This is a genomic window from Pseudalgibacter alginicilyticus, from assembly GCF_001310225.1.
GTDB classification, from domain to species: domain Bacteria; phylum Bacteroidota; class Bacteroidia; order Flavobacteriales; family Flavobacteriaceae; genus Pseudalgibacter; species Pseudalgibacter alginicilyticus.
In genome coordinates this window covers 3,518,551-3,543,122 of sequence record NZ_CP012898.1, presented here as the reverse complement: position 1 = coordinate 3,543,122, position 24,572 = coordinate 3,518,551, and the positions used below count along the sequence as shown (strand labels likewise).

Annotated in this window: 24 protein-coding genes; 19 read left to right on the top strand and 5 right to left on the bottom strand. The window is 31.3% G+C overall.

The genetic code is table 11. The features are described from left to right. Positions 1–70: 70 nt before the first annotated feature. From APS56_RS14800 to APS56_RS14785, 4 genes are all read left to right on the top strand, one after another. Entirely contained in the window at positions 71–442 is a 372-nt protein-coding gene (locus APS56_RS14800; RefSeq protein ID WP_038529377.1) for a transposase, read from the top strand. Then, positions 442–1,293 carry an IS3 family transposase gene (locus APS56_RS14795; RefSeq protein WP_082379217.1) on the top strand — a complete coding sequence of 284 codons (852 nt, stop codon included), beginning with the start codon at positions 442–444 and terminating at the stop codon, positions 1,291–1,293. Before APS56_RS14800 ends, APS56_RS14795 begins: the two co-directional genes overlap by 1 nt. 110 nt (positions 1,294–1,403) lie before the next feature. Then, entirely contained in the window at positions 1,404–1,733 is a 330-nt protein-coding gene (locus APS56_RS17305) for a T9SS type A sorting domain-containing protein (RefSeq protein WP_169786445.1), read from the top strand. 217 nt (positions 1,734–1,950) lie between these two features. Beyond that, on the top strand, positions 1,951–2,940 hold the full coding sequence (locus tag APS56_RS14785) for a beta-galactosidase (RefSeq protein ID WP_054730039.1): 990 nt from the start codon (positions 1,951–1,953) through the stop codon (positions 2,938–2,940). 132 nt (positions 2,941–3,072) lie between these two features. Here the strand turns inward: APS56_RS14785 and APS56_RS14780 are convergent, their stop codons facing one another. Further along, complete coding sequence (locus tag APS56_RS14780) at positions 3,073–5,709, bottom strand: valine--tRNA ligase (RefSeq protein ID WP_054730037.1); 2,637 nt, start codon at positions 5,707–5,709, stop codon at positions 3,073–3,075. A gap of 311 nt (positions 5,710–6,020) precedes the next feature. Between APS56_RS14780 and APS56_RS14775 the strand changes: the two genes are divergently transcribed. From APS56_RS14775 to APS56_RS14755, 5 genes are all read left to right on the top strand, one after another. After that, the gene (locus APS56_RS14775; RefSeq protein ID WP_054730035.1) at positions 6,021–6,446 is read left to right on the top strand and encodes a DUF1573 domain-containing protein; all 426 of its coding nucleotides are present in this window, start codon (positions 6,021–6,023) and stop codon (positions 6,444–6,446) included. Between the two features lie 357 nt (positions 6,447–6,803). Then, complete coding sequence (locus APS56_RS14770; RefSeq protein ID WP_054730030.1) at positions 6,804–7,994, top strand: pyridoxal phosphate-dependent aminotransferase; 1,191 nt, start codon at positions 6,804–6,806, stop codon at positions 7,992–7,994. After that, complete coding sequence (murB, locus tag APS56_RS14765) at positions 7,994–9,007, top strand: UDP-N-acetylmuramate dehydrogenase (RefSeq protein ID WP_054730027.1); 1,014 nt, start codon at positions 7,994–7,996, stop codon at positions 9,005–9,007. Before APS56_RS14770 ends, murB begins: the two co-directional genes overlap by 1 nt. A 67-nt stretch (positions 9,008–9,074) precedes the next feature. After that, positions 9,075–9,605, top strand: coding sequence for an RNA polymerase sigma factor (locus APS56_RS14760; RefSeq protein ID WP_054730024.1), 531 nt, complete (start codon positions 9,075–9,077; stop codon positions 9,603–9,605). A gap of 10 nt (positions 9,606–9,615) precedes the next feature. Then, entirely contained in the window at positions 9,616–10,407 is a 792-nt protein-coding gene (locus APS56_RS14755; protein WP_054730016.1) for an anti-sigma factor, read from the top strand. 92 nt (positions 10,408–10,499) lie between these two features. On the opposite strand, the gene aqpZ is transcribed toward APS56_RS14755, so the two are convergent. Beyond that, positions 10,500–11,186 carry an aquaporin Z gene (gene aqpZ / locus APS56_RS14750; protein WP_054730013.1) on the bottom strand — a complete coding sequence of 229 codons (687 nt, stop codon included), beginning with the start codon at positions 11,184–11,186 and terminating at the stop codon, positions 10,500–10,502. 146 nt (positions 11,187–11,332) lie between these two features. Here aqpZ and APS56_RS14745 point away from each other — a divergent pair, with 146 nt between their 5' ends. From APS56_RS14745 to APS56_RS14715, 7 genes are all read left to right on the top strand, one after another. Further along, positions 11,333–11,536, top strand: coding sequence for a cbb3-type cytochrome oxidase assembly protein (locus APS56_RS14745; protein WP_054730010.1), 204 nt, complete (start codon positions 11,333–11,335; stop codon positions 11,534–11,536). Positions 11,537–11,542: 6 nt separating this feature from the next. Further along, the gene (locus APS56_RS14740; RefSeq protein ID WP_054730005.1) at positions 11,543–12,655 is read left to right on the top strand and encodes a glycosyltransferase; all 1,113 of its coding nucleotides are present in this window, start codon (positions 11,543–11,545) and stop codon (positions 12,653–12,655) included. Next, the gene (locus APS56_RS14735; protein ID WP_054730003.1) at positions 12,646–13,194 is read left to right on the top strand and encodes an RNA polymerase sigma factor; all 549 of its coding nucleotides are present in this window, start codon (positions 12,646–12,648) and stop codon (positions 13,192–13,194) included. Before APS56_RS14740 ends, APS56_RS14735 begins: the two co-directional genes overlap by 10 nt. After that, positions 13,191–14,405: an Nramp family divalent metal transporter gene (locus APS56_RS14730; protein ID WP_432416440.1), complete on the top strand. Its 1,215-nt coding sequence runs from the start codon at positions 13,191–13,193 to the stop codon at positions 14,403–14,405. The genes APS56_RS14735 and APS56_RS14730 overlap by 4 nt, the downstream gene beginning before the upstream one ends. A gap of 51 nt (positions 14,406–14,456) precedes the next feature. Then, positions 14,457–15,338 (top strand): lipoyl synthase, encoded by an 882-nt coding sequence (gene lipA / locus APS56_RS14725; protein ID WP_054730000.1) that lies wholly within the window; start codon positions 14,457–14,459, stop codon positions 15,336–15,338. A 2-nt stretch (positions 15,339–15,340) separates the two neighbouring features. Beyond that, entirely contained in the window at positions 15,341–16,345 is a 1,005-nt protein-coding gene (gap, locus tag APS56_RS14720; protein WP_054729994.1) for a type I glyceraldehyde-3-phosphate dehydrogenase, read from the top strand. Positions 16,346–16,422: 77 nt separating this feature from the next. Continuing rightward, positions 16,423–18,621 carry an ATP-binding protein gene (locus APS56_RS14715; RefSeq protein ID WP_236778430.1) on the top strand — a complete coding sequence of 733 codons (2,199 nt, stop codon included), beginning with the start codon at positions 16,423–16,425 and terminating at the stop codon, positions 18,619–18,621. Here APS56_RS14715 and lpxK read toward each other — a convergent pair. After that, positions 18,618–19,625: a tetraacyldisaccharide 4'-kinase gene (gene lpxK / locus APS56_RS14710; RefSeq protein ID WP_054729988.1), complete on the bottom strand. Its 1,008-nt coding sequence runs from the start codon at positions 19,623–19,625 to the stop codon at positions 18,618–18,620. The two genes, APS56_RS14715 and lpxK, sit on opposite strands and share 4 nt — an antisense overlap. Before the next feature lie 54 nt (positions 19,626–19,679). Between lpxK and APS56_RS14705 the strand changes: the two genes are divergently transcribed. From APS56_RS14705 to msrA, 3 genes are all read left to right on the top strand, one after another. Further along, a complete protein-coding gene (locus APS56_RS14705; protein WP_054729985.1) occupies positions 19,680–20,774 on the top strand; it encodes a Nif3-like dinuclear metal center hexameric protein in 1,095 nt (364 codons plus the stop codon). 2 nt (positions 20,775–20,776) lie between these two features. Further along, positions 20,777–21,556, top strand: coding sequence for a zinc ribbon domain-containing protein (locus tag APS56_RS14700; protein ID WP_054729978.1), 780 nt, complete (start codon positions 20,777–20,779; stop codon positions 21,554–21,556). A gap of 137 nt (positions 21,557–21,693) precedes the next feature. After that, positions 21,694–22,350, top strand: coding sequence for a peptide-methionine (S)-S-oxide reductase MsrA (msrA, locus tag APS56_RS14695; RefSeq protein ID WP_054729975.1), 657 nt, complete (start codon positions 21,694–21,696; stop codon positions 22,348–22,350). A gap of 73 nt (positions 22,351–22,423) precedes the next feature. Here msrA and APS56_RS14690 read toward each other — a convergent pair whose 3' ends face one another. Together APS56_RS14690 and APS56_RS14685 are read right to left on the bottom strand one after the other, a co-directional pair. Continuing rightward, positions 22,424–23,593, bottom strand: coding sequence for an ABC transporter permease (locus APS56_RS14690; protein WP_054729971.1), 1,170 nt, complete (start codon positions 23,591–23,593; stop codon positions 22,424–22,426). Positions 23,594–23,596: 3 nt separating this feature from the next. Further along, a complete protein-coding gene (locus APS56_RS14685; RefSeq protein WP_054729968.1) occupies positions 23,597–24,556 on the bottom strand; it encodes an HlyD family secretion protein in 960 nt (319 codons plus the stop codon). Positions 24,557–24,572 lie beyond the last annotated feature (16 nt).

The following is a 24,572-nucleotide window of genomic DNA, read 5'->3' as shown; positions in this document are numbered from 1 at the left end:
AAACCATATACAAACACGTTGTGCTTAATACTGACCCGTCCTGAATATAGGCTACATAATTTTAAACATTATGTACAAAAATGACAAAGTAATCAGACGGTATTCAGAACCTTTCAAACTGAAAATTTTAGCCGAACTTACAACCGGTAAACATACAAAGAGCGAACTTTGTAAACTCTACTCCATTGCTCCTACAACGGTCAATGAGTGGATTAAAAAGTACAATCGTAAAGATCTAATGAACACCAGAGTAAAAGTGGAAACAAAAGACGAAATATCTAGAATTAAAGCACTTCAAAAAGAGATTGAACAGCTTAAAAAACTACTGATTAAAAAGGATTTAGATACTTTGGTTTTAGATTCATACCTTGAGGTAGCTGCCGAAGACTTAGGCTATAAATCTGTAGCTGAACTAAAAAAAAAGCTAAGTATAAAGCCTTAATTAAAGCTAAAGAGAAATCTAAGGGATTTACATCTTTAACAACTATAACGCGTTGTTTTGGTCTTAAACGTGATGCGTATTATAAATACAAATCTAGAGCTGATAAGCGGTTAATACAGGAACAACAAATTATAAAAATAGTCAGTAGAAAACGTAAATCCCTTCCTAGAGAAGGCGTTAGAAAACTCATTAAATCGTTAGACAATGAGTTTTACAAAGCCAATATTAAAGTCGGCAGAGACTCTTTATTTAGCGTACTTAGAAAGTATAATATGCTCACACTAAGAAAGAAAACCAGTGCCAGAACTACAAACTCTTATCATCGCTTTTATAAATACAATAACCTGATAAAAGATAGAAAAATTACAAGGCCAAATCAGGTGTGGGTAAGCGATATTACCTACATAAGAACCATTAAAGGATTTTGTTACTTAGCACTAATAACAGATATGTATTCTAGGAAAATTGTCGGTTATGATCTAAGTGATAGCCTGGAACTAAAAGGATGTGTTAGAGCTCTAAACAAAGCTCTGTACCAAACAAAGAGCACTAAAGATTTAATACATCATTCAGACAGAGGCATACAGTATTGCAGTAATGTATACACACAAGTTCTTAAAAGAAATAAGATAGATATTAGTATGACGGAAGAAAACCATTGTTACGAAAATGCCATGGCAGAGCGTGTGAACGGCATATTAAAAGATGAATTTTACCTCGACCAAACCTTTGATAACGTGGATCACGCGAAAAGAGCTACAAAAAATGCAATTAATTTATACAACCAAATAAGATTACATTTATCTTTAGACTATAAAACACCGAATATGGTATATAAATTATCAGCTTAAAAACAATTTTAACCTGTAGCCATATTTCAGGACAAGACACTTTTAAAAACTACCCCAAACTAGCCAAACTAGCTTTTAGTGTCTCAATTTTAGCTAAGGCATCAGCTTCTTTGTTACGCTCATTGGTTATAACTTGCTCTGGCGCACCAACTTGGAGATTGGGTTTAGACAATATATATTTTTCCGTTTCTACATTAAATACTGAAATATACAACGTCAAAAAAAACTCAATATTATTATCTCCCAACCCTTCATCAGATTTTATTAAAATTTCTAACTTAACTAAAAAAGAAGACTATAAAATATATAATATTATAGGTGCAGAGATAAAAAAAGGGCCTATCTCCAATAATCAAAAACTTGATATAAGTAAATTATCCAAAGGAATTTACGTTATAAAATTTGAAAATGGAAACGCATTAAAATTTATTAAAAAGTAAAAAAACTGGTTGCTAACATTCATAATAAAAAATGAACCATCCTGAATAGATGCTATGAAATTTTAAACATTATGTTCCAAAACGACAAAATAATAAGACGTTAGTGCGTAACTTGATAATAATCTTCTTCAAACAAAAACAACACTTTAAAGTTCTACCATATTAAACCTTTTAGTTTAATTCATGTCATAACCTAAATTGTTTAAATAGTTATTTTATGAATAAATTATTATGTACTATACTTATTATTACTTTTTTTTCTTGTTCTTCCAATAATGATACAACATCTAATAACGATGATATTTATAAACCAAAAGGCTTATTTACTAGTTCATTTGGTAATGAAACTGCATTGGACAACAAGCAAGTAAATGGTTCGCTTATACGCGTTACGTGGAGCGATATAGAACCACGTAAAGGGGAATATGATTTTTCTAAAATTGAACAATTTTTGATTCCTATTAAATTACGAAATATAAAATGGAGTTTAGGAATAATAGCAGGTGGAGATAGTCCAAATTGGTTGATTGATGATTATGGAGCTGAGTATTTTGAAATTACTCGAGTAGACGAGGCTTTAAAAAGAATTCCTAAAATTTGGGACTCAAAAGTTAATGAAAGGTTGGCTTATTTAGCTCAAGCTCTTGCTGATAGTTTTGCTGACGATGAAGATTTAGTACTTGTTTATGTTCCTCAAATGACAGCTAATGGAATTGAAGGTCACTTTAATGGTGTTCCTACTGCCCAACTTACAAATGTTGGACTTACAGCAGATAATTGGGTGAAATCTGTAAAAGAAACTACTAAAATTTTTGCTAATGCATTTTCAAATAAAGCGATTGCTGTTGAAATTCATGATGTTATGGACAACACATCAATTCCAAAACAAATAATGACAGATTTATGGAATGATAATGATTTGAACCATAGAGTTGGAGCAGCAATTTGGTGGATTTCTGGAAAAACAACATATCAAGCCAACTTACTGGAAGCCCTTACTATTTTTCCAGGTGATATATATGCGCAAGCAATTGGAAGATCTGATCAAATAGAAAGATTTGAAGATGATGATTTTACTTCTATCTTTAATCAAGCAAAAACCATAGGTATTAGATATATAGAACTTTGGGAATATGAATTTGTAAATAACACTTTCCCTTTAGATTTTGAAAACTTTAATAATTATTCAAATATTACTTTTGAATAATTATTATAAAGTAATTCACAAAATACTTATTTAAAACCTCAAAATTATACTTTAAAACTTTGTTCTTTGTAATTGGACATATAAAATTATTGTAAATTACTATTGACCAAAAACTTTAATAACTTCTAAAAATTAAACCAAACTAGCCAAACTAGCTTTTAGTGTCTCAATTTTAGCTAAGGCATCAGCTTCTTTGTTACGCTCATTGGTTATAACTTGCTCTGGCGCACCATTAACAAAACGTTCGTTGGCAAGTTTCTTTTGTACCGATTTCAAAAACCCTTCAGTATAATTAAGTTCTTCGGTTAGTTTTTTAATTTCGGCTTCCACATCAATACTTCCTGCCATAGGCACAAAATATTCGTTCGATTTGACCCTAAATGTTAAAGCACCTTCAACAGTTTCCGCAGTATATTTAATGCTTTCCAAATTCCCTAACTTTGTAATAATAGCATCAAACAAGGTACTCGTTTTTTCATTATTTATAACCGAAAAACCAATGGCATCTTTAAATGCAATGTTTTTTTGTTTTCTGATGTTTCTAATGCCTGAAATGACTTCAGAAGCAAATTCAAACTCCGTAATCAATGTTTCGTTTACAGGTTTTGTTTCTGGCCACTTGGCAACTATCAAGGCTTCTTCTGGTGTACGTTCAGAAATATAATGCCAGATATCTTCCGTTAGAAATGGCATAAATGGATGTACTATTTTTAAATTATCTTCAAAAATTGAGATGATAGACTTATAAGTTACAGCATCAATCGGCTGTTGATACGCCGGTTTTACCATTTCGAGCAACCAACCACAAAAATCATCATAAATCAATTTATAAATAGCCATTAAAGCATCACTTAAACGGTATTTACTAAAATGGTCTTCAATTTCTATGAGTGCTTTTTGGAATTTTGATTCGTACCATGCAATGGCTGTTTTACTTGAATCGGGTTGTGGAATTTTGCTACTTACCTCCCAACCATCAACCAAACGGTAGGCATTCCAGATTTTGTTACCAAAACCTTTTCCTTGTTGGCAAAGTGCCTCATCAAACATCAAGTCATTTCCTGCAGCACTACTTAACAGCAAACCTACACGTACCCCATCGGCACTATATTCTTCAATAAGTTTTAATGCATCAGGCGAATTTCCTAAGGATTTACTCATTTTTCGGCGTTGCTTATCGCGTACCAACCCTGTTAAGTATACGTTTTCAAAAGGCTTTTCATCTTTATACTCATATCCTGCAATGATCATACGTGCCACCCAAAAGAATAAAATATCTGGCCCTGTAACCAAATCGTTGGTTGGATAATAATATTTTATATCGTCGTTTTCAGGGTTTCTTATGCCATCAAACACACTCATTGGCCATAACCATGAAGAAAACCAAGTATCAAGCGCATCGGTTTCTTGTCGTAGGCTATTGGCTGTTAGTTGTTGGTTATTGGTTTTTTGTTTAGCTTTTTCTAAAGCTTCTTCAATGGTTTCAGCAACTACAAAATCCTCTTTTCCATCGCCATAATAATAGGCTGGAATTTGTTGTCCCCACAATAATTGACGTGAAATATTCCAATCGCGGATATTTTCCATCCAATGGCGGTAGGTATTCTCGAATTTCTTTGGAAATAACTTAATATCGGAATCTTCACCCAAAACAGCTTCTATGGCAGGTTTTACGAGTTCTTCCATTTTTAAGAACCATTGATCGCTCAATCGGGGTTCAATAACCGCTTTGGTTCTTTCTGATGTTCCTACTTTATTGATATGGGTTTCGGTTTTAACCAAAAACCCTTTGTCTTCTAATTCCTTGGTGATTTCTTTTCTAACTACAAAGCGGTCTTTTCCTTGGTAATGAAGTCCAAAACTATTTAATGACGCATTTTCATTAAAAATATCAATGACTTCCAGGTTATGCTTATCTCCTAAATTTTTATCATTTTCGTCGTGTGCAGGGGTTACTTTTAAACACCCTGTACCAAACTCCATATCTACATAATCATCTTCAATAATAGGAATGACACGACCACAAATTGGCACAATGGCTTTTTTATCTTTTAAATGTGTAAAACGCTCATCATTAGGGTTGATACAAATAGCAGTATCACCAAAAATAGTTTCAGGACGTGTGGTGGCTATGGTTAAAGTATCTTCGCTGCCCTCTATTTTGTAACTTAAGTAATAAAGATTACCCTGTTTTTCTTCATACACCACTTCTTCATCAGAAAGTGTCGTTTTAGCTTCAGGATCCCAATTTACCATACGGTACCCACGATAAATCAATCCTTTATTGTGTAAATCCACAAAAACTTTAATAACCGCTTCACTCATGTCATCGTCCATGGTGAATTTGGTTCGGTCCCAATCGCAAGAACAGCCTAATTTTTTAAGCTGTTCTAAAATAACACCACCGTATTCATGCGTCCAATCCCAAGCGTGTTTTAAAAATTCCTCACGAGATAGGTCATTTTTATCAATACCTTGTTCTTTTAATTTTGCTACCACTTTAGCTTCGGTAGCAATAGAGGCATGGTCTGTTCCTGGCACCCAACATGCATTTTTTCCTAATAACCGCGCACGACGAATTAATACATCCTGAATGGTATTATTAAGCATATGCCCCATGTGCAGTACTCCCGTTACATTTGGAGGCGGTATAACAATGGTATATGGCTCTCTTTCATCTGGCGTTGAATGAAAATAATTATGTTTCATCCAGTAATCATACCACTTGGTTTCTACCTGACTTGCATCATATTTTGAAGGCATTTGCATACTTTGGAATAGTTTTTGAATATTGAGGTGCAAAAGTACTTATATTTCTTTTTCTGTGAAAATTTGACAAAAATGATTATTAATTATTTTAACAATTATTAATCAAAAAAAAATAAAGTATTGTGTACTTTTAACCTGATTTAAAAAGTTAACATACCTGCAATACATCTATTATTTTTGTTGATTATAGAAAAAGTAAGTATGTTTACAGAGAATTTTGAATATTACTCAATATAGAATTTAACTTAATGCCATTTCTAAAAAATGGTTAATTATACAAATATTACTCAATAACAATAATACAAAAAGACATGAAACAATTAATTACAATTTTATTCATTGGTTTAATTAGTTTATCAATTAATGCCCAAGACAAAGTCGCAAAAATCGAATTTAAATCAGATACCGTAGATTATGGTACTATAGAAAAAGGTGCTGATGGTGTACGCGTTTTTGAATTTACAAATACAGGCAATGCTCCACTTATCATTTCCAAAGTAACTTCTAGTTGTGGTTGCACCATTCCTAAAAAACCAGAAGCTCCTATTCTACCTGGAAAAACTGGAGAAATTGAAGTTAAATATGATACTAATAGAGTAAATCCTATCAGAAAAACTATTACTGTTATTTCCAATGCAGAAACTCCAACTGTAGCTTTAAAAATTAAAGGACTGGTTGTTGACTCTAGTAAAGAAAGCGTACTTGAAAAAAAAGATAAAAGTATCGTACAGCAATAATTCAATTAGAATAAATTAATATTTAACCCAAGATAGTTGAACTATCTTGGGTTTTTATTTTAAAAGATTAGTAGTATACTCTGTTTTAGATTTCTAATTACAGTAGGTAAATACAAGGTGTAAGCCATTGATTTCAGCATAATATTCTTTAATTTAAATTTATTTATGATTAGCCTAAAGCTACCATATACCCTTAAATAGTGCACAAAAATACCTAAACTTAATTTTGAATTTAAATCAACAAAACACAATTTAATACATCACTTTACAAATATTAAAAACGTCTTTTTTATTTATTCTTCCTTTTTTTAAAAGATTAAGATAATTTTCTCAACTTTGCACCTCAAATTTTTTTTAATGCCAACTGTATCAAAAAAAGGGGAACAAATGCCCCAATCACCTATACGTAAATTAGTTCCATTTGCAGAACAAGCTGCTAAAAATGGCAAAAATATTTACTATTTAAATATTGGGCAACCCGATATTAAAACCCCCGAAGTAGCCCTAAAAGCTGTTAAGGAAAATAATGTTGAAATTTTATCATATTCAAAATCGGAAGGGTCTGAAATATATAGACAAAAAATAACAAATTATTTTAAAGACCATGATATACATGTTAACGCCAAAGACATTGTAGTAACCACAGGCGCCAGCGAAGCCCTACTTTTTGTTTTTGGAAGTATCATGGATCCTGATGATGAAGTTATTATATCTGAGCCCTTTTACGCTAACTATATTGCATTTTCTACTGCATCAGGAATCAATGTAGTACCCATAGTTTCTAAAATTGAAGATAATTTTGCTTTGCCTTCTGTTGAAGCATTTGAGAAATTGATTACCCCAAAAACAAAAGCTATATTAATTTGCAACCCTGGAAATCCTACGGGAAATTTATATTCCAAAGAAGAAATTCAAAAATTAACAGCTATTGTTAAAAAACATGATTTGTTTTTAATTGCAGATGAAGTTTATCGTGAATTTGTTTATGATGGCGAAACTCACTATTCTATCATGCAGGAAAAAGAACTTGAGCAGCATGCTATAATGATAGATTCTGTTTCTAAACGATATAGCATGTGCGGAGCCAGAATTGGTTGTTTGGTTTCCAAAAACGAAAGTGTTATTCAAACCGCAATAAAATTTGCTCAAGCACGTTTAAGTCCTCCAACTTATGCTCAAATTGCTAGTGAAGCAGCGCTCGATACACCTAGAAGTTATTTTGACAATATAATCAATGAGTATATTGAAAGACGAGATACAGTGATTACTGAATTACAAAAAATAGAAGGCATTAAAGTTTCCAAACCTAAAGGTGCTTTTTATTGTGTTGCTGAATTACCTATAAAAAATTCTGATCATTTTGCACAATGGTTATTAGAGCATTTTGACGTAAATGGCGAAACGGTTATGGTGGCTCCTGCTGGTGGTTTTTACTCTACTCCTGGCTATGGGCTAAATCAAATAAGAATAGCCTATGTATTAAATAAAAAAAGCTTGATAAAAGCTGTTAATATTATAAAAGAAGCTTTAAAAGTTTATAAAGATTAGTGCAAATAAAACAAAACATATCACTAAAGCCTTATAATACTTTTGGTATTGATGCTACTGCAAAATATTTTGTAGAAGTAAAAAACTTAAATGAATTAAAGAACGTTTTAGAGCTCCCTGAGTATCCTGATAAACTTATTTTAGGAGGTGGCAGCAATATGCTACTAACACAGGATCAAAATAAACTGGTAATTCATAACAATTTAAAGGGTATTCAGATTATTTCTGAAAATAACAATAGTGTTGTAGTTAAAGCAAGCGCTGGCGAAAATTGGCATACTTTTGTAATGTGGTGCTTAGAACGTGATTTTGGGGGTTTAGAAAACTTATCTCTCATACCAGGAAATGTAGGTACAGCTCCTATTCAAAATATTGGTGCTTACGGAGTTGAACTAAAAGACTCATTTGTTTCATGCGAAGCTATTTCATTAATAGACAAAAAGTTTCACACCTTTACTAATTCAGATTGCAATTTTGGGTATAGACATTCCATTTTTAAACTACAAAGCAAAAATAAATACATTATCACAAGTGTTACTTTTAAACTTACAAAACAACAACACAAGCTTCATATTAATTATGGTAGTATAACCACCGAGCTTGAAAACATGCAGGTTACAAAACCAACCATACAAGACGTTTCAAAAGCTGTGATAAACATTAGAGAAAGTAAATTACCTGACCCAAAAAATATTGGTAACAGTGGGAGCTTTTTTAAAAATCCTATTATATCAAAAACTCAATACAATAAATTGCTTGAAAATTTCAATGATCTTCCTAGCTATCCTGTTTCTGAGGACACTATTAAAATCCCTGCAGGGTGGCTAATTGAAAAAGCAGGTTTTAAAGGAAAACGTTTTGGCGATTATGGAGTCCACAAAAATCAAGCCTTGGTATTGGTTAATTATGGGAATGCTCAAGGGTCAGATATTTTAAAACTTTCAAAACTCATTCAAAAAACTATAAAAAGATTATTCAATATAACCATTGAAGCAGAAGTAAATATCTTATAATCAAAAAGAAATTTCTAACTTTGGCGTCAATACTATATAAAATAGTTTTACAAAAACCCACATTACCGTGATTTCAGCCACAGAAAGAGAAATAGTAAGTTTACTGAAAAAAAACGATAAAAAGGCTATTTCATTATTATATGATTATTATTCTGATGCGCTTTATGGTGTTATTTCAAAAATTATTACAGATGAAGACCTAGCTCAAGATGTATTACAAGAAAGTTTTGTTAAAATCTGGAAAAATTCAAAAAAATACGATGCTTCAAAAGCACGATTATTTACATGGATATATCGAATTGCTTATAACTCGGCTATTGACAAAGTACGCTCAATAAAAAATAAAAGTGGTAACGAAGTCCAAATTGAAACATCTTCCGTATATAAAATAACATCAAACGAACTAAATCAAGATGTTTTAGATATTAAAAAACATTTAAAAAGTTTAGATGAAAAATATCAAATAGTACTTAATGCCCTCTTTTTTGAAGGCATGACACAACAAGAAGCTAGTGATGAATTAGATATTCCATTAGGCACTATAAAATCAAGATTAAAGATTGGATTACGTGAATTAAGAAAAATTTATCACCCTTAATTAAACAGTCATGAATGCAAAAATAACTACTTTTTTAAATTCTGACCTATTAGAAAAATATCTAGTAGGCCAAACTACTTCTGATGAATCAGAAATGGTGGAAACTTACATTTCAAAATACCCAGAGGTACAAAACGCATACAACACATTACAATTCAACTTAGAAGTAGTTGCTAAAAGTAATGCTGTTGAACCTCCTAAACATATATTAAACAATATTTTAGAGGAACTTGATGATAGCCCTCCAGTTGTAAATATACATTCACAAAAAAATCGTAAAATTTGGTACAAGCTAAGTATTGCTGCCAGTTTTGCAACACTCTTTTTTGCTGTGTCGTCTGTAATATTTTACACTCAAAACCAGAAACTTTCTGAAGAAAACCAAGTTGTTGTTGATGAAATTTTTGATTTACGAAGTGATATTGCTAAAAATAATGAAATGCTTGACAGTGTAATGCGTCAACTTTTAAAGCTTAACAATCCTGAAACTGAAAAATATATTATCAATGGAAATGAACGTGCTAAAGACTTAAAAACAATAGCTTATATCAATCCTAAAGAAAAAACTTCAATGATTGATGTGGTATCACTTCCACAATTACCAGAAGAACAATGTTATCAAATTTGGGCAGAACTTCAAGGTAAAATGGTCAGTTTAGGTGTTTTAAGTGAAGCAGATAGAAAGCTTAAAACCATTCCTTATACAGAACACGCTAAAGGGTTAAATATAACTATTGAACCCAAAGGTGGTAATACGATTGCTTCCTTACAAAACTCAGTAGCAGAAATCAATTTACAATAAAAAAAACAACTGATTAATTATTACAAAAGAAACAGCCTCAGTTTTATAAAAAAATCGAGGCTGTATTTTATTTTACGTCATCAAAAATTTTACTATTCCCTATCAAAAAGTGCTTTATGGGTAAAGCCTGCAACAATAGCTCCTGCTATAGGAGCTATCCAGAATAACCAAAGTTGGGCAGTATACTCTACTCCGGCAAATACAGCTTGACTTGTAGAGCGCGCTGGATTTACTGAGGTATTAGTAATAGGAATACTTATTAAGTGAATCAATGTTAAGCCTAAACCAATTGCTATTGGGGCAAACCCTTTAGGGGCCCTCGCATTGGTACTTCCTAAAATAATTAATAAAAAGAAGGCTGTTAAAACAAACTCTGCTATTAATGCAGATGTCATAGAATATCCATCTGGAGATAATTCACCATAACCATTGGCTGCAAAACCTCCAATATCAACAAAATCTGATTTTCCAGACACAATCAAGTATAATATGCCTGCCGCTGTAGTAGCACCTACTAATTGTGCTATTACATATCCTAATAAATCTTTAGCCTCAAATTTCCCTCCAGCCCAAAGTCCAAAAGAAACTGCTGGATTAAAATGTCCTCCAGAAATGTGTCCCACAGCATATGCCATTGTTAATACCGTAAGACCAAAAGCCAAAGCAACTCCAGCAAATCCAATACCTAAACTTGGATAAGCTGCCGCAAAAACCGCACTCCCACAGCCTCCAAAAACAAGCCAAAAAGTCCCAAAAAATTCCGCAAATAGTTTTTTCATAATTTAATAGTTTTTAGTTAGTTATATTAATAAATGTACAAATAATTATTAATTAGACAACTTGAAAAAAATAAAGTCACAATTGTATCTCGAACCAAACTATTAAATTTATCCAAAAATAGTATCTTTGCATAAAATTTAAACACATGAAACTTTTTTTAATCACAATCGCTTTATTAAGCTTAGGCATCATAGGAATTGCAATAAAAATTTGGGCAAAAAAAGACGGTAAATTTGCAGGTACTTGCGCTAGCCAAAACCCGATGCTTAACAAAGAAGGTGAAGCATGTGGTTTTTGCGGAAAAACTCCAGATCAATATAAGGATTGTAATGAACCTCAGCACTCTTAATCATTTATGACATTTCTTGATTTTGTTTACTACACATTTATTTTTGTAGTTTTTTTTCAAGTTTTACTTTATATCTTCTTTTATGGAAGATTTGCTTTTTTAAAACAAAACAAAGAATCTCAAAAAAGCATTCCCATTTCTGTTATAATTTGCGCAAAAAATGAAGCTAAAAACTTAACAAGGTTTCTGCCTTCTATTATTGAACAAGATTATTCAAATTTTGAAATAGTTCTTATTAATGATGCTTCAAATGATGACACCCTACAAGTCATGGAAGCTTTTGCAAGTAAACAAGACAACATAAAAATTGTTAATGTTAAAAACAATGAAGCCTTTTGGGGTAATAAAAAATACGCTCTAACCTTAGGCATAAAAGCGGCGAAAAACGATTATTTTTTATTCACGGATGCAGATTGCAAGCCTGTTTCTAATCAATGGATTTCAGAAATGTCATCTCATTTTAACTCCAAAAAAGCTATAGTATTAGGATATGGGAAATATGCTAAAACCGACAAATCATTTTTAAACAAACTCATCCGCTTTGAAACTGTTATAACAGCTGTTCAATACTTTACTTTTACCAAATTTGGATTACCATATATGGGTGTTGGCAGAAATTTAGCCTATAAAAAAGATACCTTTTTTAAAGCTAATGGCTTTATTAACCACATAAAAATACGTTCAGGCGACGATGATTTATTTATAAATCAGGTAGCAACTAAGGACAATACTACTATATGTATATCAGAAAACAGTTTTACAGAATCCGTTCCTAAAACAACTTTTAACCAGTGGATAACACAAAAACGTCGCCACATTTCTACCGCTAATCATTACAAGAAAACACATAAATTTTTATTAGCACTACTCTACACATTTCAATTTCTTTTTTGGAGTTTAGCCTTGATACTATTATTAGCAAAATATCAGTGGATTGTTGTATTTTCTTTATTATTAGTAAAAATAATTGTTCAATATATTATAATAGGTCTTTCAGCAAAGAAACTTGGTGAAAAAGACTTCCTATTTTTAATTCCCTTTTTAGAATTATTTTTAATTGCCACACATTTGATTATATTTATAAAGAATTGTATTTCAAAACCCAATCATTGGAAATAAACGAAGCCATTAAGCGTGCCCAACTAAATGATCAAAAAGCATTTAATTTTTTATTAGATACTTTTTGGGATGATGTTTATGGGTTTCAATTAAAACGTATTCATAATGAAAATGACGCAGAAGATGTTACTATTCAAACTTTTTCAAAGGCTTTTGATAAAATTCACACGTATAAAAACGAATACAAATTCAAAACCTGGCTAATTACTATTTCAAAAAATATTCATATTGATTTTCTTAGGAAAGAAAAAAACTCTATTTCACAAATTCTTTCTAAAGAAGATAGTAACGCATATCAGGTATTAGACGAATCTCCTTCTCCTGAAGACGAATTAATCACTGAACAAAATTTAGCCAAATTACTTCGTGATATAAAAAAACTAAAGCCTCACTATCAAGAAATGATTAATTTAAGATATTTTCAAGAATTGAGCTACAAAGAAATTTCAAAAGAATTAAACGAGCCCATCAATAATGTAAAAGTTAAACTATTGCGTGCAAAAAAATTATTGGCGGATATCATTACAAAATCATTGTGATACAAAAACTTAAAAATTTTGGTCCAGGTCTTTTGTTTGCTGGTGCTGCCATAGGAGTTTCTCATTTAGTACAATCTACTCGAGCTGGAGCTGATTATGGCATGGGATTAATTTGGGCTCTTTTACTGGTAAATTTATTTAAATATCCATTTTTTCAATTTGGAGCAAGATATGCCGCAGCCACTGGAGAAAGTTTATTAGATGGCTATAAAAAACTTGGCAAAAAGGTATTGATTGTTTTTTACATTATTAATTTCGCTACCGTATTTACTTTCCTTACTGCAGTAACCATTGTAACAGCTGGTTTGGCCTCTACCCTTTTTGGTAATTATTTTGATATAAAAACATGGACAGTTATTGTTCTAATAGTTTGTATCGCTATTTTAATAATTGGCAAGTATAAACTATTAGATAAATTAATAAAAATTATTATCATTACACTTAGCTTAAGTACCATTTTAGCTGTTTGTATAGCATTATCAAATAATACAAACCCCATATCGTTCAAACAAATACTTCCTAAAAACAACTTAGATATTGCCTTTTTAATTGCATTTATGGGTTGGATGCCAGCCCCCTTAGATGTTTCTATTTGGCAATCGTTATGGACTATTGAAAAAAACAATGAAACCAAACGATACTCACAAAAATCTGCTTTATTCGATTTTAATGTCGGCTACGTAAGTTCTATAATTTTAGGTACTGGTTTTTTAATATTAGGAGCATTAGTAATGTTTAATAGTGGTGAAACATTTAGTAGTTCGGCAGGAGTTTTTTCAAATCAATTAATAAATATGTACACTACAAATTTAGGTGATTGGGCTTATATTATTATTGGTAGTGCTGCATTTACTACCATGTTTAGCACCACAATTACTACATTAGATGCCTCGTCTAGGGTTATGGTTAAAGCCACAGATTTATTATTTATAAAAACCTCAACATTTAATTATGTTTTTTGGACTGTCTTATTAACCATTGGCACTATTTTTATCTTTTTCTTCTTAGCCTCAGAAATGGGACTACTCATTAAAATAGCTACTATCTTATCATTCATAACAGCACCTTTTTTTGCCCTCATCAATTATAAGCTTATTATAAGCAGGCACACACCTAAAGAATGGCATCCTTCTAAGGCTCTTCATATTTTAAGCTGGATGGGAATCTTATTTTTAATAGGTTTTAGCATTTGGTATCTCACGACTTTATAACAGCATTTTAAAAGAATACTTTGTATCTTTGTTACTTGATTTTTTTATAAGATGAATACAGAAACGGCATCCAATATACTACCAGAAGAACGTAAACCAAAACCCAAATGGCTTCGTGTCAAACTACCAACAGGTAAAAAATACACCGAATTAAGAGGTTTGGTTGATAAATATAAACTGAATACCATTTGTACTTCAGGAAGTTGTCCAAATATGGGGGAATGTTGGGGAGAAGGCACTGCTACTTTTATGATTTTAGGTAATGTTTGCACACGCTCTTGTGGTTTTTGTGGCGTAAAAACTGGGCGACCAGAAATGGTTGACTGGGATGAACCTGAAAAAGTAGCTCGATCTATAAAACTCATGAAAATTAAGCATGCAGTTTTAACAAGTGTAGATAGGGATGATTTAAAAGACATGGGAAGTATCATGTGGTCTGAAACTGTTAAAGCTGTTAGGAGAATGAATCCTGAAACAACTTTAGAAACTTTAATCCCCGATTTTCAAGGCATAGAAAATCATATTGATAGAATTATTAATGTAGCACCTGAAGTCGTTTCTCATAATATTGAAACCGTTAGACGGTTAACTCGCGAAGTTAGAATTCAAGCCCAATATGATAGAAGTATGGGCGTATTAAAATATTTAAAACAACAAGGTCAACGCCGAACAAAATCTGGAATCATGTTAGGTTTAGGTGAAACCAGAGAAGAAGTAATTGCTACACTTCACGATCTTAAAGAAAATGATGTAGATGTGGTTACTATTGGTCAATACTTGCAACCAAGTAAAAAGCACCTCCCAGTAAAACAGTTTATAAGCCCAGAACAGTTTAAAGAATACGAAAATATAGGTTTAGAATTAGGGTTTCGTCATGTAGAAAGTAGCGCTTTAGTTCGCTCTTCTTACAAAGCTCAAAAACACATTAATTAATCATGATTCGAGTAGCCATAAACGGTTTTGGAAGAATTGGCAGACGTGTTTTCAGATTAATTCAAAATTATAGAAATATTGAAGTTGTTGCTATAAATGATTTAGCTGATGTTAAAACATTAAGTCACCTACTAAAATACGATAGTATTCATGGTGTTTTTAATGGTCATATTTCTTCTGATGATAATGACATTATTGTAAACAATAAAAAAGTAGCATTACTTAATAAAGTTCATCCTAAAGACATTGACTGGAAACCCTATAATGTAGATTTTGTAATAGAGGCTACAGGTAAATTCAAATTAACTTCAGATTTAATCCACCATATAACAAATGGTTGTAAACAAGTTATTTTAAGTGTTCCTCCTATGGAAGATACAATTAAAACAATTGTATTAGGTGTAAATGATAAAAGTTTAGATGGTACCGAACAAATAATCTCAAATGCCTCATGCACTACTAATAATGCGGCACCAATGATTGATATCATTGATTCACTTTGCGGCATAGATCAAGCCTATATCACAACAGTACACTCCTATACTACCGATCAAAGTTTACACGACCAACCGCACCGAGATTTACGCCGAGCCAGAGCAGCAGGACAATCTATTGTACCCACTACTACGGGAGCAGCCAAAGCGCTTACTAAAATATTTCCACATTTATCAAACGTTATTGGTGGTTGTGGTATTCGGGTTCCTGTTGCAAACGGATCACTTACAGATATTACTTGTAATGTAAAAAAAACAGTAAGTATTCAAGACATTAATAACGCCTTTAAAAAAGCTGCTAAAAATCAATATAAAAATATTTTAGAATATACTGAAGACCCGATTGTATCTATAGATATTGTTGGAAACACTCATTCCTGTATTTTTGATGCACAAATGACTTCCGTAATTGGAAACATGGTAAAAATAATTGGCTGGTATGATAATGAAACAGCGTATTCTAAACGAATAATTGATTTATTATGCAATTTATCGGAAAAAAAGTGTACTTAATCGAATAAATAATTATATTTGTCGTTATTATTGAAGAAAAAATGTCCCAAATCAATAAATACACATACATCATTTTAATGCTAATTGCATTAACAGTTTCATCACAAAACTCCGTGGATGAAGATCCTGAAATCTTGCAAAACACTATTAATTATCATATTGTAGAGGCTCAAAATGCTATTGAACATTATAAATATTACCAAGCTCAAAAAAAGTTAGATGATGCTTTAGACCTTGCTAATAAAATTGATTACAAAAAAAGTATTGGTGTTATTTATGCTGCAAAAGGACAATTATATCTTATTATAGATAAGCCAGAAGATGCTATAAAATCTTTAAACAAAGCTATTGAGGTGCAGCGTATAATAAATGATAATGAAAATCTTGGTAAATCCTATAAAATATTTGGAGATGTTTACTATAGTAAGAAAAATTATTATTTGGCTTTAGACCAATATACTGCCGCAAAATCTAAATTTCAAGAAGAAGGATTAAATGACCGGCTTGCAGATTTACTTTTATGTGAAGGCAAAATTTATGTGGCTCTAAAAAACAACAGAAAAGCCAGAGTTCTTTTTGAGCAATCCATTGCTTTATCAAGAAAATTAGATCTATCAAAAACCTTAAGCAATGGGTTAATTAGTCATGCTGATGTATATTATGAATTGGGAGATAATGACAAAGCACTCTTTTTGGCTTTGGAAGGTGTACAAATTGCCAAAACCAATAATTATTCAGAAATTCTTGATGATGCTTATTTAACTATTAGTAAAATCTACGAGAGCAAAGAAAACTTTAAAAGTTCCAATGAATATTTAAAAGCGCATATAAAACTATCAGACTCAATCATAAGCGTAAAACGTGCCAATTTATCTCCAGATATGCAGGTAAAGTTTTTAATGAATGATCAAAGCGAAAGTATTAAAAGGCAGGCAGAAGACCTAAAAAAAGCTAAAGACGATAAAGATTTAAGTACATTAATTTCAATTTTAAGTGTAGCTTTAATTACCATATTGTCCTTATTAACCTTATCCCTTTATAAAAACAACAACATACGATTAAAAACCAACAACATGCTCCATAAAAAAAACGGAGAACTTATTATTGCCAAAGAAAAAGCTGAATTAGCATCAAAAACTAAGGCTAACTTCCTGTCAACAGTAACACATGAGTTAAGAACACCACTTTATGCTGTAACTGGTTTAAGTAATATGCTTTTAGACGAAGACCCTAAACCAGAGCAAATTCAGCATTTAAAATCGCTTAAGTTTTCAGGTGATTACTTGTTAACATTCATCAATGACATCCTTCAAATTAATAAAATTGAAGCTAATAAAGTAGACATTGAACCTGAACCATTCAATTTAAAAAAGAAAATAAACAATATTGTTTTAGCACTAAACAATTCTGCTATAGACAATAACATAAAAATCCATTTTGAATACGATAATGATTTACCTGAAAACTTTATTGCTGATCAACTAAAGATTTCTCAAATATTAATCAACCTTATTGGAAACTCTATTAAGTTTACAAAAGATGGTGATATTTGGATTAGAGTTTATAAAATAAATCAAGAAGGAGGTATTTACACCCTACGTTTTGAAGTAGAAGATAACGGTATAGGTATTACTCAAGAAAAACAAGAACATATGTTTGAAAGTTTTTCTCAAGGTTCTATACAAATTAATAGAAAATATGGAGGTACTGGCTTAGGACTTTCTATTGTAAAAGGGCTAATTGAAATACTAAAAGGTAAAATATATCTTAAAAGTGAATTAGGAAAAGGATCAACATTTTATTTTGAAATACCCCTTGAATATACTAAAGAACAAGAAAAAGAAGCTATAGAAAAGAAAACAAATTACCTTAAAAAGGTTGACGAATTAGATTTAAGCAATATTAAAATTTTGGTAGTTGAGGATAATAAAATCAACCAAATGATTACCAAAAAAATCCTTACTAAAATGCAACTTAGTTGTGATATTGTAGACAATGGTGAAGAAGCCGTTGATATGATTAAAACCAACAAATATGACATTATATTAATGGACATTCACATGCCAGGCATTAGTGGTATTGAAGCTACCAAAATTGTAAGAACTTTTGATAAAGAACTGACTATTTTTGCTTTAACAGCCGTTACTATTGAAGACAAAATGCAAGAATTTGATGAAGCTGGTTTTACTGATATTATTCCAAAACCTTTCAAACAAGAAGAGTTTGAGAAAAAACTTTTTAATGCACTAACTAAAAGTAAAACCGCAACAGCTTAATTGTTTTTAACAAAGCTTTTTATCAATTCATTAAATTTTAAACTATCATCTATAACCATGGTTATTGGTAAATAATACAATGCGCTCTGTAAAGATTTATAATGCTTCAACCTCATAAAATCTTTTTCAGTAGTGACAATAACACCTTTATTTTCTAATTTCAGAATATCTTCTTTCGAAAACTCATGGTGGTCTTTAAAATTCAAATGTTCAAAACTCAATCCCTTACTCTTTAAAAAACTAATTAATGGTTTTGGATTGGCAATCCCTGTTACTAAGGTAAAATTATTCAAAGTATCAATTGTTCTTTTAGCATTTAAAGAAATAACCTCTTCTGCATAAGCAATAGAACTAAAAAAAACAGCTTGATGCTTTTCGGGATTTATTTGCTTTATAAGCTCTGTTTTTTTTGATATATCTAAAGTCTCTGGACATTTGGTAACCACAATAATATTTGCACGTTTGGCTCCACTCTTTGGTTCGCGCAAATTACCTGTTGGCAGCACAAAATCATTAGTGTATATATTATTATAAGTGGTCAATAAAATATTAAAACCTGCGTTAACTTTTCTATGCTGAAAGGCATCGTCTAATAATACAATTTCAACTCCATTTTCTAATATTCGTAATTTTGAAATACCCGCTTGCCTGTTAGCATCAACTGCTACTTGAATAACATTACCAAACTTTGTATAAAACTGAAATGGCTCATCACCTAAAATTTCAACAGTTGAATTTTCATCTGCTAATTGAAAACCTTCAGATTTTCGTTTATAACCTCTACTTAATGTTGCTATTTTATAATCATTTTTAAGTAACTTAATCAAATACTCTATCATAGGGGTTTTTCCTGTACCACCTACACTCAAATTCCCTACACAAATTACTGGAAAATCATAGGATTTTGATTTTTTAAATCCTAAATCATACAGTTTATTTCGCACACTTGTTACCGTATAATATACAGGAACTAATGGGAACAATATTTTTCTTAATAGCTTCACAGCAACGAAAATATAATATTTATATTTGTTTCAAACCAATACATAAAAAATAATATGATTGTTCAGGATGTTATAAATCATTTAGAAGAACTTGCTCCTTTAGCTTACGCTGAAGATTTTGATAATGTAGGGCTTCTTGTTGGCAATAAAAACATGAAACTTTCAGGCATATTAGTCACTCTAGACACTCTTGAATCTGTTGTTGATGAAGCTATTAAAACGAACTGCAATCTAATAGTGAGCTTCCACCCTATTATTTTCAAGGGTTTAAAAACCCTTACGGGCAAAAATTATGTGGAACGTGTGGTTATAAAAGCCATTAAAAATGATATTGCTATTTATAGTATGCATACAGCTCTGGATAATGCGTTTCAAGGAGTAAACAATGTAATTTGCGAGCAATTAGAACTGACAAACAAACAGATTTTAATCCCACAAAGTGAAACTATAAAAAAGCTAATCACGTTTGTTCCTAAAACTGATGCTGAAAAACTTAGAATGTCATTATTCAATGCTGGAGCTGGAAATATTGGTAATTATGACGATTGCAGTTTTAACGTTGAAGGCATTGGTACATTTAATGGCAATGAGAATTCAAATCCTGTAAAGGGTAAAAAAGGAAGTATCCATTTTGAAGAAGAGGTTCAAATATCAGTGACTTTTAAAAAACATTTAGAAAAAAATATACTAAAAGCCCTTTTTAAAACCCATCCCTATGAAGAAGTTGCCTATGAAATAACAACACTTGAAAATAAAAACCAACATATTGGCATTGGGATGATTGGTCAGCTTGAAAATGCTATGTCTGAAGACACCTTTTTAGAATATCTTAAGGTGAAAATGAAAACAAAATGTATTAGGCATTCAGCATTATTAGGCAAACCCATAAAAAAAATTGCTGTTTTAGGAGGCTCTGGTAGTTTTGCTATTAACGCCGCTAAAGCATCTGGTGCTGATGTGTTTATAACCTCAGATTTAAAATACCATGACTTTTTTACAGCAGAAAACAGCATCGTTTTAGCTGATATTGGACATTATGAAAGCGAGCAATACACAAAAAATGGTTTAGTAGCATTTCTTATGAAAAAAATCACTAATTTTGCAGTCGTTTTATCAAAGACAAATACCAATCCTGTTAAGTATTTTTAAGTATGGCAAAAAAGAAAGAACTAACTGTTGAAGAGCGCCTAAGAGCTTTGTATGATTTACAACTTATAGATTCTCGTATTGACGAAATAAGAAATGTCCGTGGAGAACTTCCATTAGAAGTTCGTGATTTAGAAGATGAAGTTGCTGGACTGAAAATAAGATTAGAAAAATTAGTTTCTAGTTTAGAAATTATAGACAATGATATTGTTGGAAAAAAGAATCTTATAGAAGAAGCAAAAGCTTTAATAAAAAAATATAGCGAACAACAAAAAAATGTTAGAAATAACAGAGAGTTTAACTCGCTAACTAAAGAAGTTGAATTTCAAGAATTGGAAATCCAATTGGCTGAAAAACACATCAAAGAATTTAAAGCTCAAATAGAACAGAAAAAAGAGGTTATTTCTGAAACTAAAGATAAAGTTAAAGAACGCGAAACACATTTAAAGCACAAAAAAGGAGAGTTAGATGCTATTTTAGCTGAAACTGAAAAAGAAGAACAAGCTTTAATTTCTAAATCCGAAGATTATAAATCAGAAATTGAAGAGCGTTTAGTTGCTGCTTATACCAGAATCCGTAAGAATGTAAAAAATGGATTAGCCATTGTTCCAATTGAAAGAGGTGCTTCTGGTGGATCTTTTTTTACTATTCCTCCACAAATTCAAGTAGAAATTGCTTCTCGTAAAAAAGTAATTACCGATGAGCACAGTGGAAGAATATTAGTAGATGCAGAACTTGCTGAAGAACAAAAAGCAAAAATGGAAAAAATGTTTTCTAAACTGTAATATATGTTCATTTACAATATATTTAAAGAGCCTTCATTAACATGAAGGCTTTTTTTATATAAATAAAAATAATATTTTTAGTTAAGGTTTCATCGTTTCATACGTCTATTAGTTAGTAAAACACATAACAGTATATAATGAAACATATAATTCCCACTTTACTTTTAGTTCTTTTTTTAAGTTGTAAAAACAATGCTCAAGCTGACAAAAAACAGCAAGCCATTGCAAATGCTTCTCCTATTGAGGTTCCTTTACATAACGGCAAATCCAAAGCTTATTTTGCTAGTGGTTGCTTTTGGTGTGTAGAAGCTGTTTTCGAAAGTGTAAAAGGTGTTGAGGAAGTTATTAGTGGTTATTCTGGAGGTCATACAAAAAACCCAACTTATGATTCTAGCAACACTGGAAAGACCGGGCATGCTGAAACGGTTGAAGTCATTTATGATTCTAACATTATTAGTTTTAATAGTTTAGTTGATGTTTATTTTGGCTCACAAAACCCAACACAAATTAACGGTCAAGGCCCTGATAAAGGGTCACAATATCGGTCTATTATTTTTTATCAAAACGATACTCAAAAACAAATTATTTTAAAGAAAAAAGAAGCCTTAGAAAAAGCGATAAATTCAAAAGTAGCCGCAGAAGTTTATCCTTTTCAAAAGTTTTGGAAAGCTGAAGCGTATCATCAAAATTTTGAAAAGTTAAACCCAAATCATGGTTACATAAAAGCGGTTTCCGTTCCTAGGTTAAATAAATTCAAAGAAAAGTTTCCTGAATTATTGAAAGAAAATCACTAAGTTAAACACCGTAGTCCTCTATAGCGCATCAATAAATCAAACACATAAACTATTAAAAACAGAATTTTAGCGCTCACAAAGCTTTTTCTGCTTTTTTTATAGAAGCTTTTATTTTAAATTGAAGCAGTATAATCATTGCTACAAATGTGACTATAATTATTAATACTAATATTTTTATTTCTGATACAGCAGAGGATAAATCTCCACCATAAAACGCCACTTTTCTAAATCCACTTAAATATTGTGTTACAGGAATAAACTGAGCAATGCTGGTAATAAAATCTGGTATTGCTAAAGTTGGCCACGTAAAACCACTGAGTATAAATGCAGGTGTAGAAATAACCATTAATAACTCGGTGGCTTTTAATTGATTGGGAATGGCTATAGAAAACAACATACCAATTCCCATAGAAGCAATTGTTAACAATAAAGTTAAAACAATCATTGACATATTAAAAATGCTTGCATTAATCTTAAAATAAGGAAAAAGCAGGCTAATGAATAACCACATAAACGGAAGCATAATTAAAAAAGGAGTGGCTTTTAATGCTATGTGATAACATGATGATTTACTTTCTTTAGTTAAGGTCATAAAATAACCATCTTCAAAATCCCTTGAAAACACTAATGCCATAGCTAAAAAAATAACTTGTTGCATAATGGCTGCAAGTAATCCTGGTAGCATGAACGTGATATAGTTTCCAGTAGAGTTGTAAAGTTTATTAAAATTAATTTTAAAACTCTCGTAAGTCATTTTTGCTTGTTTGGGGTGTAGGCCTTGTTTTTTTAGTCCTTCAATTTCTATACCAGCATTTATAGTCATTAATACAGCACTTATATTTTTACTTGCTGTATTGGCATTTAAAATATTAGCCATATTAAGGTCTATGCGTACTTCAGGATACTTTTTTTGCAATAGATTTTTTTCAAAATCTGAAGGAAACGTAATAACTGCAGCATATTGCTTAACAGGCATTTCATTTACAATATTTCCATCAGAAGTTCGCACATCAGTTACCAATAACACTTCATTATCTTCAAAAGCATCAATCATTTTATCTGTTGTAGGACTTTGATCTTGATCAACAATAACAATAGGTAAATCAACAACTTTTGCTTGTTGGTAAACATAACCGAACAAAATACCATAGCCAATTGGTGCTCCAAAAAATATAGCAAGCAAAACCCCATTTGAAAAAATGCGCTTAAACTCAACCTTAAGTAAGCTAATAAATTTTTTCATTACTTAGTATTTTATTAAAATAGTAGCATTAATGAAAAACTTTTGGTCTGAAACATCCAATATGGGCACCACTTTCAATTCATAAATAGATTCTGATAATTGATACAATGGAGCTGTACTTGTAATATCAGCATACTGTGCCAATTGTTTTATTGCTATAATTTTAGCTTCAGTTTCTGCCTGTGTATATGGGTTGATAAGTATCAGTTCTTTTCCAACTTCAAAATCATAAATTTTAGATTCCGGAATTGTAAACCTAAAATATACACTATCCGTTTTATATCCATTAAATAAGGCAAATCCTGGAGTTAATAATTCGCCTTCTTCTAAACTTATGGTTTCTATTGTCATAGACGCTGGAGCAATAACGTATTGTTCCGCTGAGGCTGAAAGCACCTCCTCTTTTGCTCCTAATGCACGTTCTAACTGACCTTTGGCTTGCTCTATTTGTTCAAACCGCGTACCTTTTTTTACTTCATTTCGTTTTGCTTCTAAACTTACAACTTGGGCTTTTGCCATATTAAGTTTCATTTTTACTTCATCAAACTGTTGCTGACTCACTAAAGAATCTTTATACATGTTTTGCAATCTTAAAAAAGACTCTTGAGCAAACTCTAACTGTGCTTTCCCTGCTTCCAATTGGCCTTCAATCTGACTTAATTGTTCTGATGTTGCACCATTATACGCCATATTTAACTGTCCTTGAGCAGCAGTAATTGCACCCTGAGCTTGGAGCATTTTTGCATTCACTTCTGGAATATTAACCCATGCCAATGTATCGCCTTTCTTTACAGTTTGTCCTTCTTCAACATATATCGTGTGAATTCTGCCAGCAATTTTACTACTTACTGAAATAGTTTCAAATTTCACTTTTCCTCTATTAGGTGTGATTTTTTCATGATTACAAGATTGAAAGAGCAATAATGTAAAAAGACTTAAGAAAAGAGTTTTATAAGTATTCATTTTTTTTGGGTTATAA

Excerpts from the sequence above, each read along its gene's own strand:
- APS56_RS14700 (WP_054729978.1), top strand. The coding sequence starts at position 20,777 with ATGGCAAAAAAGAAAGAACTAACTGTTGAAGAGCGCCTAAGAGCTTTG.
- msrA (WP_054729975.1), top strand. The coding sequence starts at position 21,694 with ATGAAACATATAATTCCCACTTTACTTTTAGTTCTTTTTTTAAGTTGT.
- APS56_RS14740 (WP_054730005.1), top strand. The coding sequence starts at position 11,543 with ATGACATTTCTTGATTTTGTTTACTACACATTTATTTTTGTAGTTTTT.
- APS56_RS14685 (WP_054729968.1), bottom strand. The coding sequence starts at position 24,556 with ATGAATACTTATAAAACTCTTTTCTTAAGTCTTTTTACATTATTGCTC.
- APS56_RS14780 (WP_054730037.1), bottom strand. The coding sequence starts at position 5,709 with ATGCAAATGCCTTCAAAATATGATGCAAGTCAGGTAGAAACCAAGTGG.
- APS56_RS14775 (WP_054730035.1), top strand. The coding sequence starts at position 6,021 with ATGAAACAATTAATTACAATTTTATTCATTGGTTTAATTAGTTTATCA.
- aqpZ (WP_054730013.1), bottom strand. The coding sequence starts at position 11,186 with ATGAAAAAACTATTTGCGGAATTTTTTGGGACTTTTTGGCTTGTTTTT.
- APS56_RS14745 (WP_054730010.1), top strand. The coding sequence starts at position 11,333 with ATGAAACTTTTTTTAATCACAATCGCTTTATTAAGCTTAGGCATCATA.
- gap (WP_054729994.1), top strand. The coding sequence starts at position 15,341 with ATGATTCGAGTAGCCATAAACGGTTTTGGAAGAATTGGCAGACGTGTT.
- APS56_RS14715 (WP_236778430.1), top strand. The coding sequence starts at position 16,423 with ATGCTAATTGCATTAACAGTTTCATCACAAAACTCCGTGGATGAAGAT.
- APS56_RS14755 (WP_054730016.1), top strand. The coding sequence starts at position 9,616 with ATGAATGCAAAAATAACTACTTTTTTAAATTCTGACCTATTAGAAAAA.
- APS56_RS14705 (WP_054729985.1), top strand. The coding sequence starts at position 19,680 with ATGATTGTTCAGGATGTTATAAATCATTTAGAAGAACTTGCTCCTTTA.
- lipA (WP_054730000.1), top strand. The coding sequence starts at position 14,457 with ATGAATACAGAAACGGCATCCAATATACTACCAGAAGAACGTAAACCA.
- APS56_RS14770 (WP_054730030.1), top strand. The coding sequence starts at position 6,804 with ATGCCAACTGTATCAAAAAAAGGGGAACAAATGCCCCAATCACCTATA.
- APS56_RS14785 (WP_054730039.1), top strand. The coding sequence starts at position 1,951 with ATGAATAAATTATTATGTACTATACTTATTATTACTTTTTTTTCTTGT.
- APS56_RS14690 (WP_054729971.1), bottom strand. The coding sequence starts at position 23,593 with ATGAAAAAATTTATTAGCTTACTTAAGGTTGAGTTTAAGCGCATTTTT.
- APS56_RS14800 (WP_038529377.1), top strand. The coding sequence starts at position 71 with ATGTACAAAAATGACAAAGTAATCAGACGGTATTCAGAACCTTTCAAA.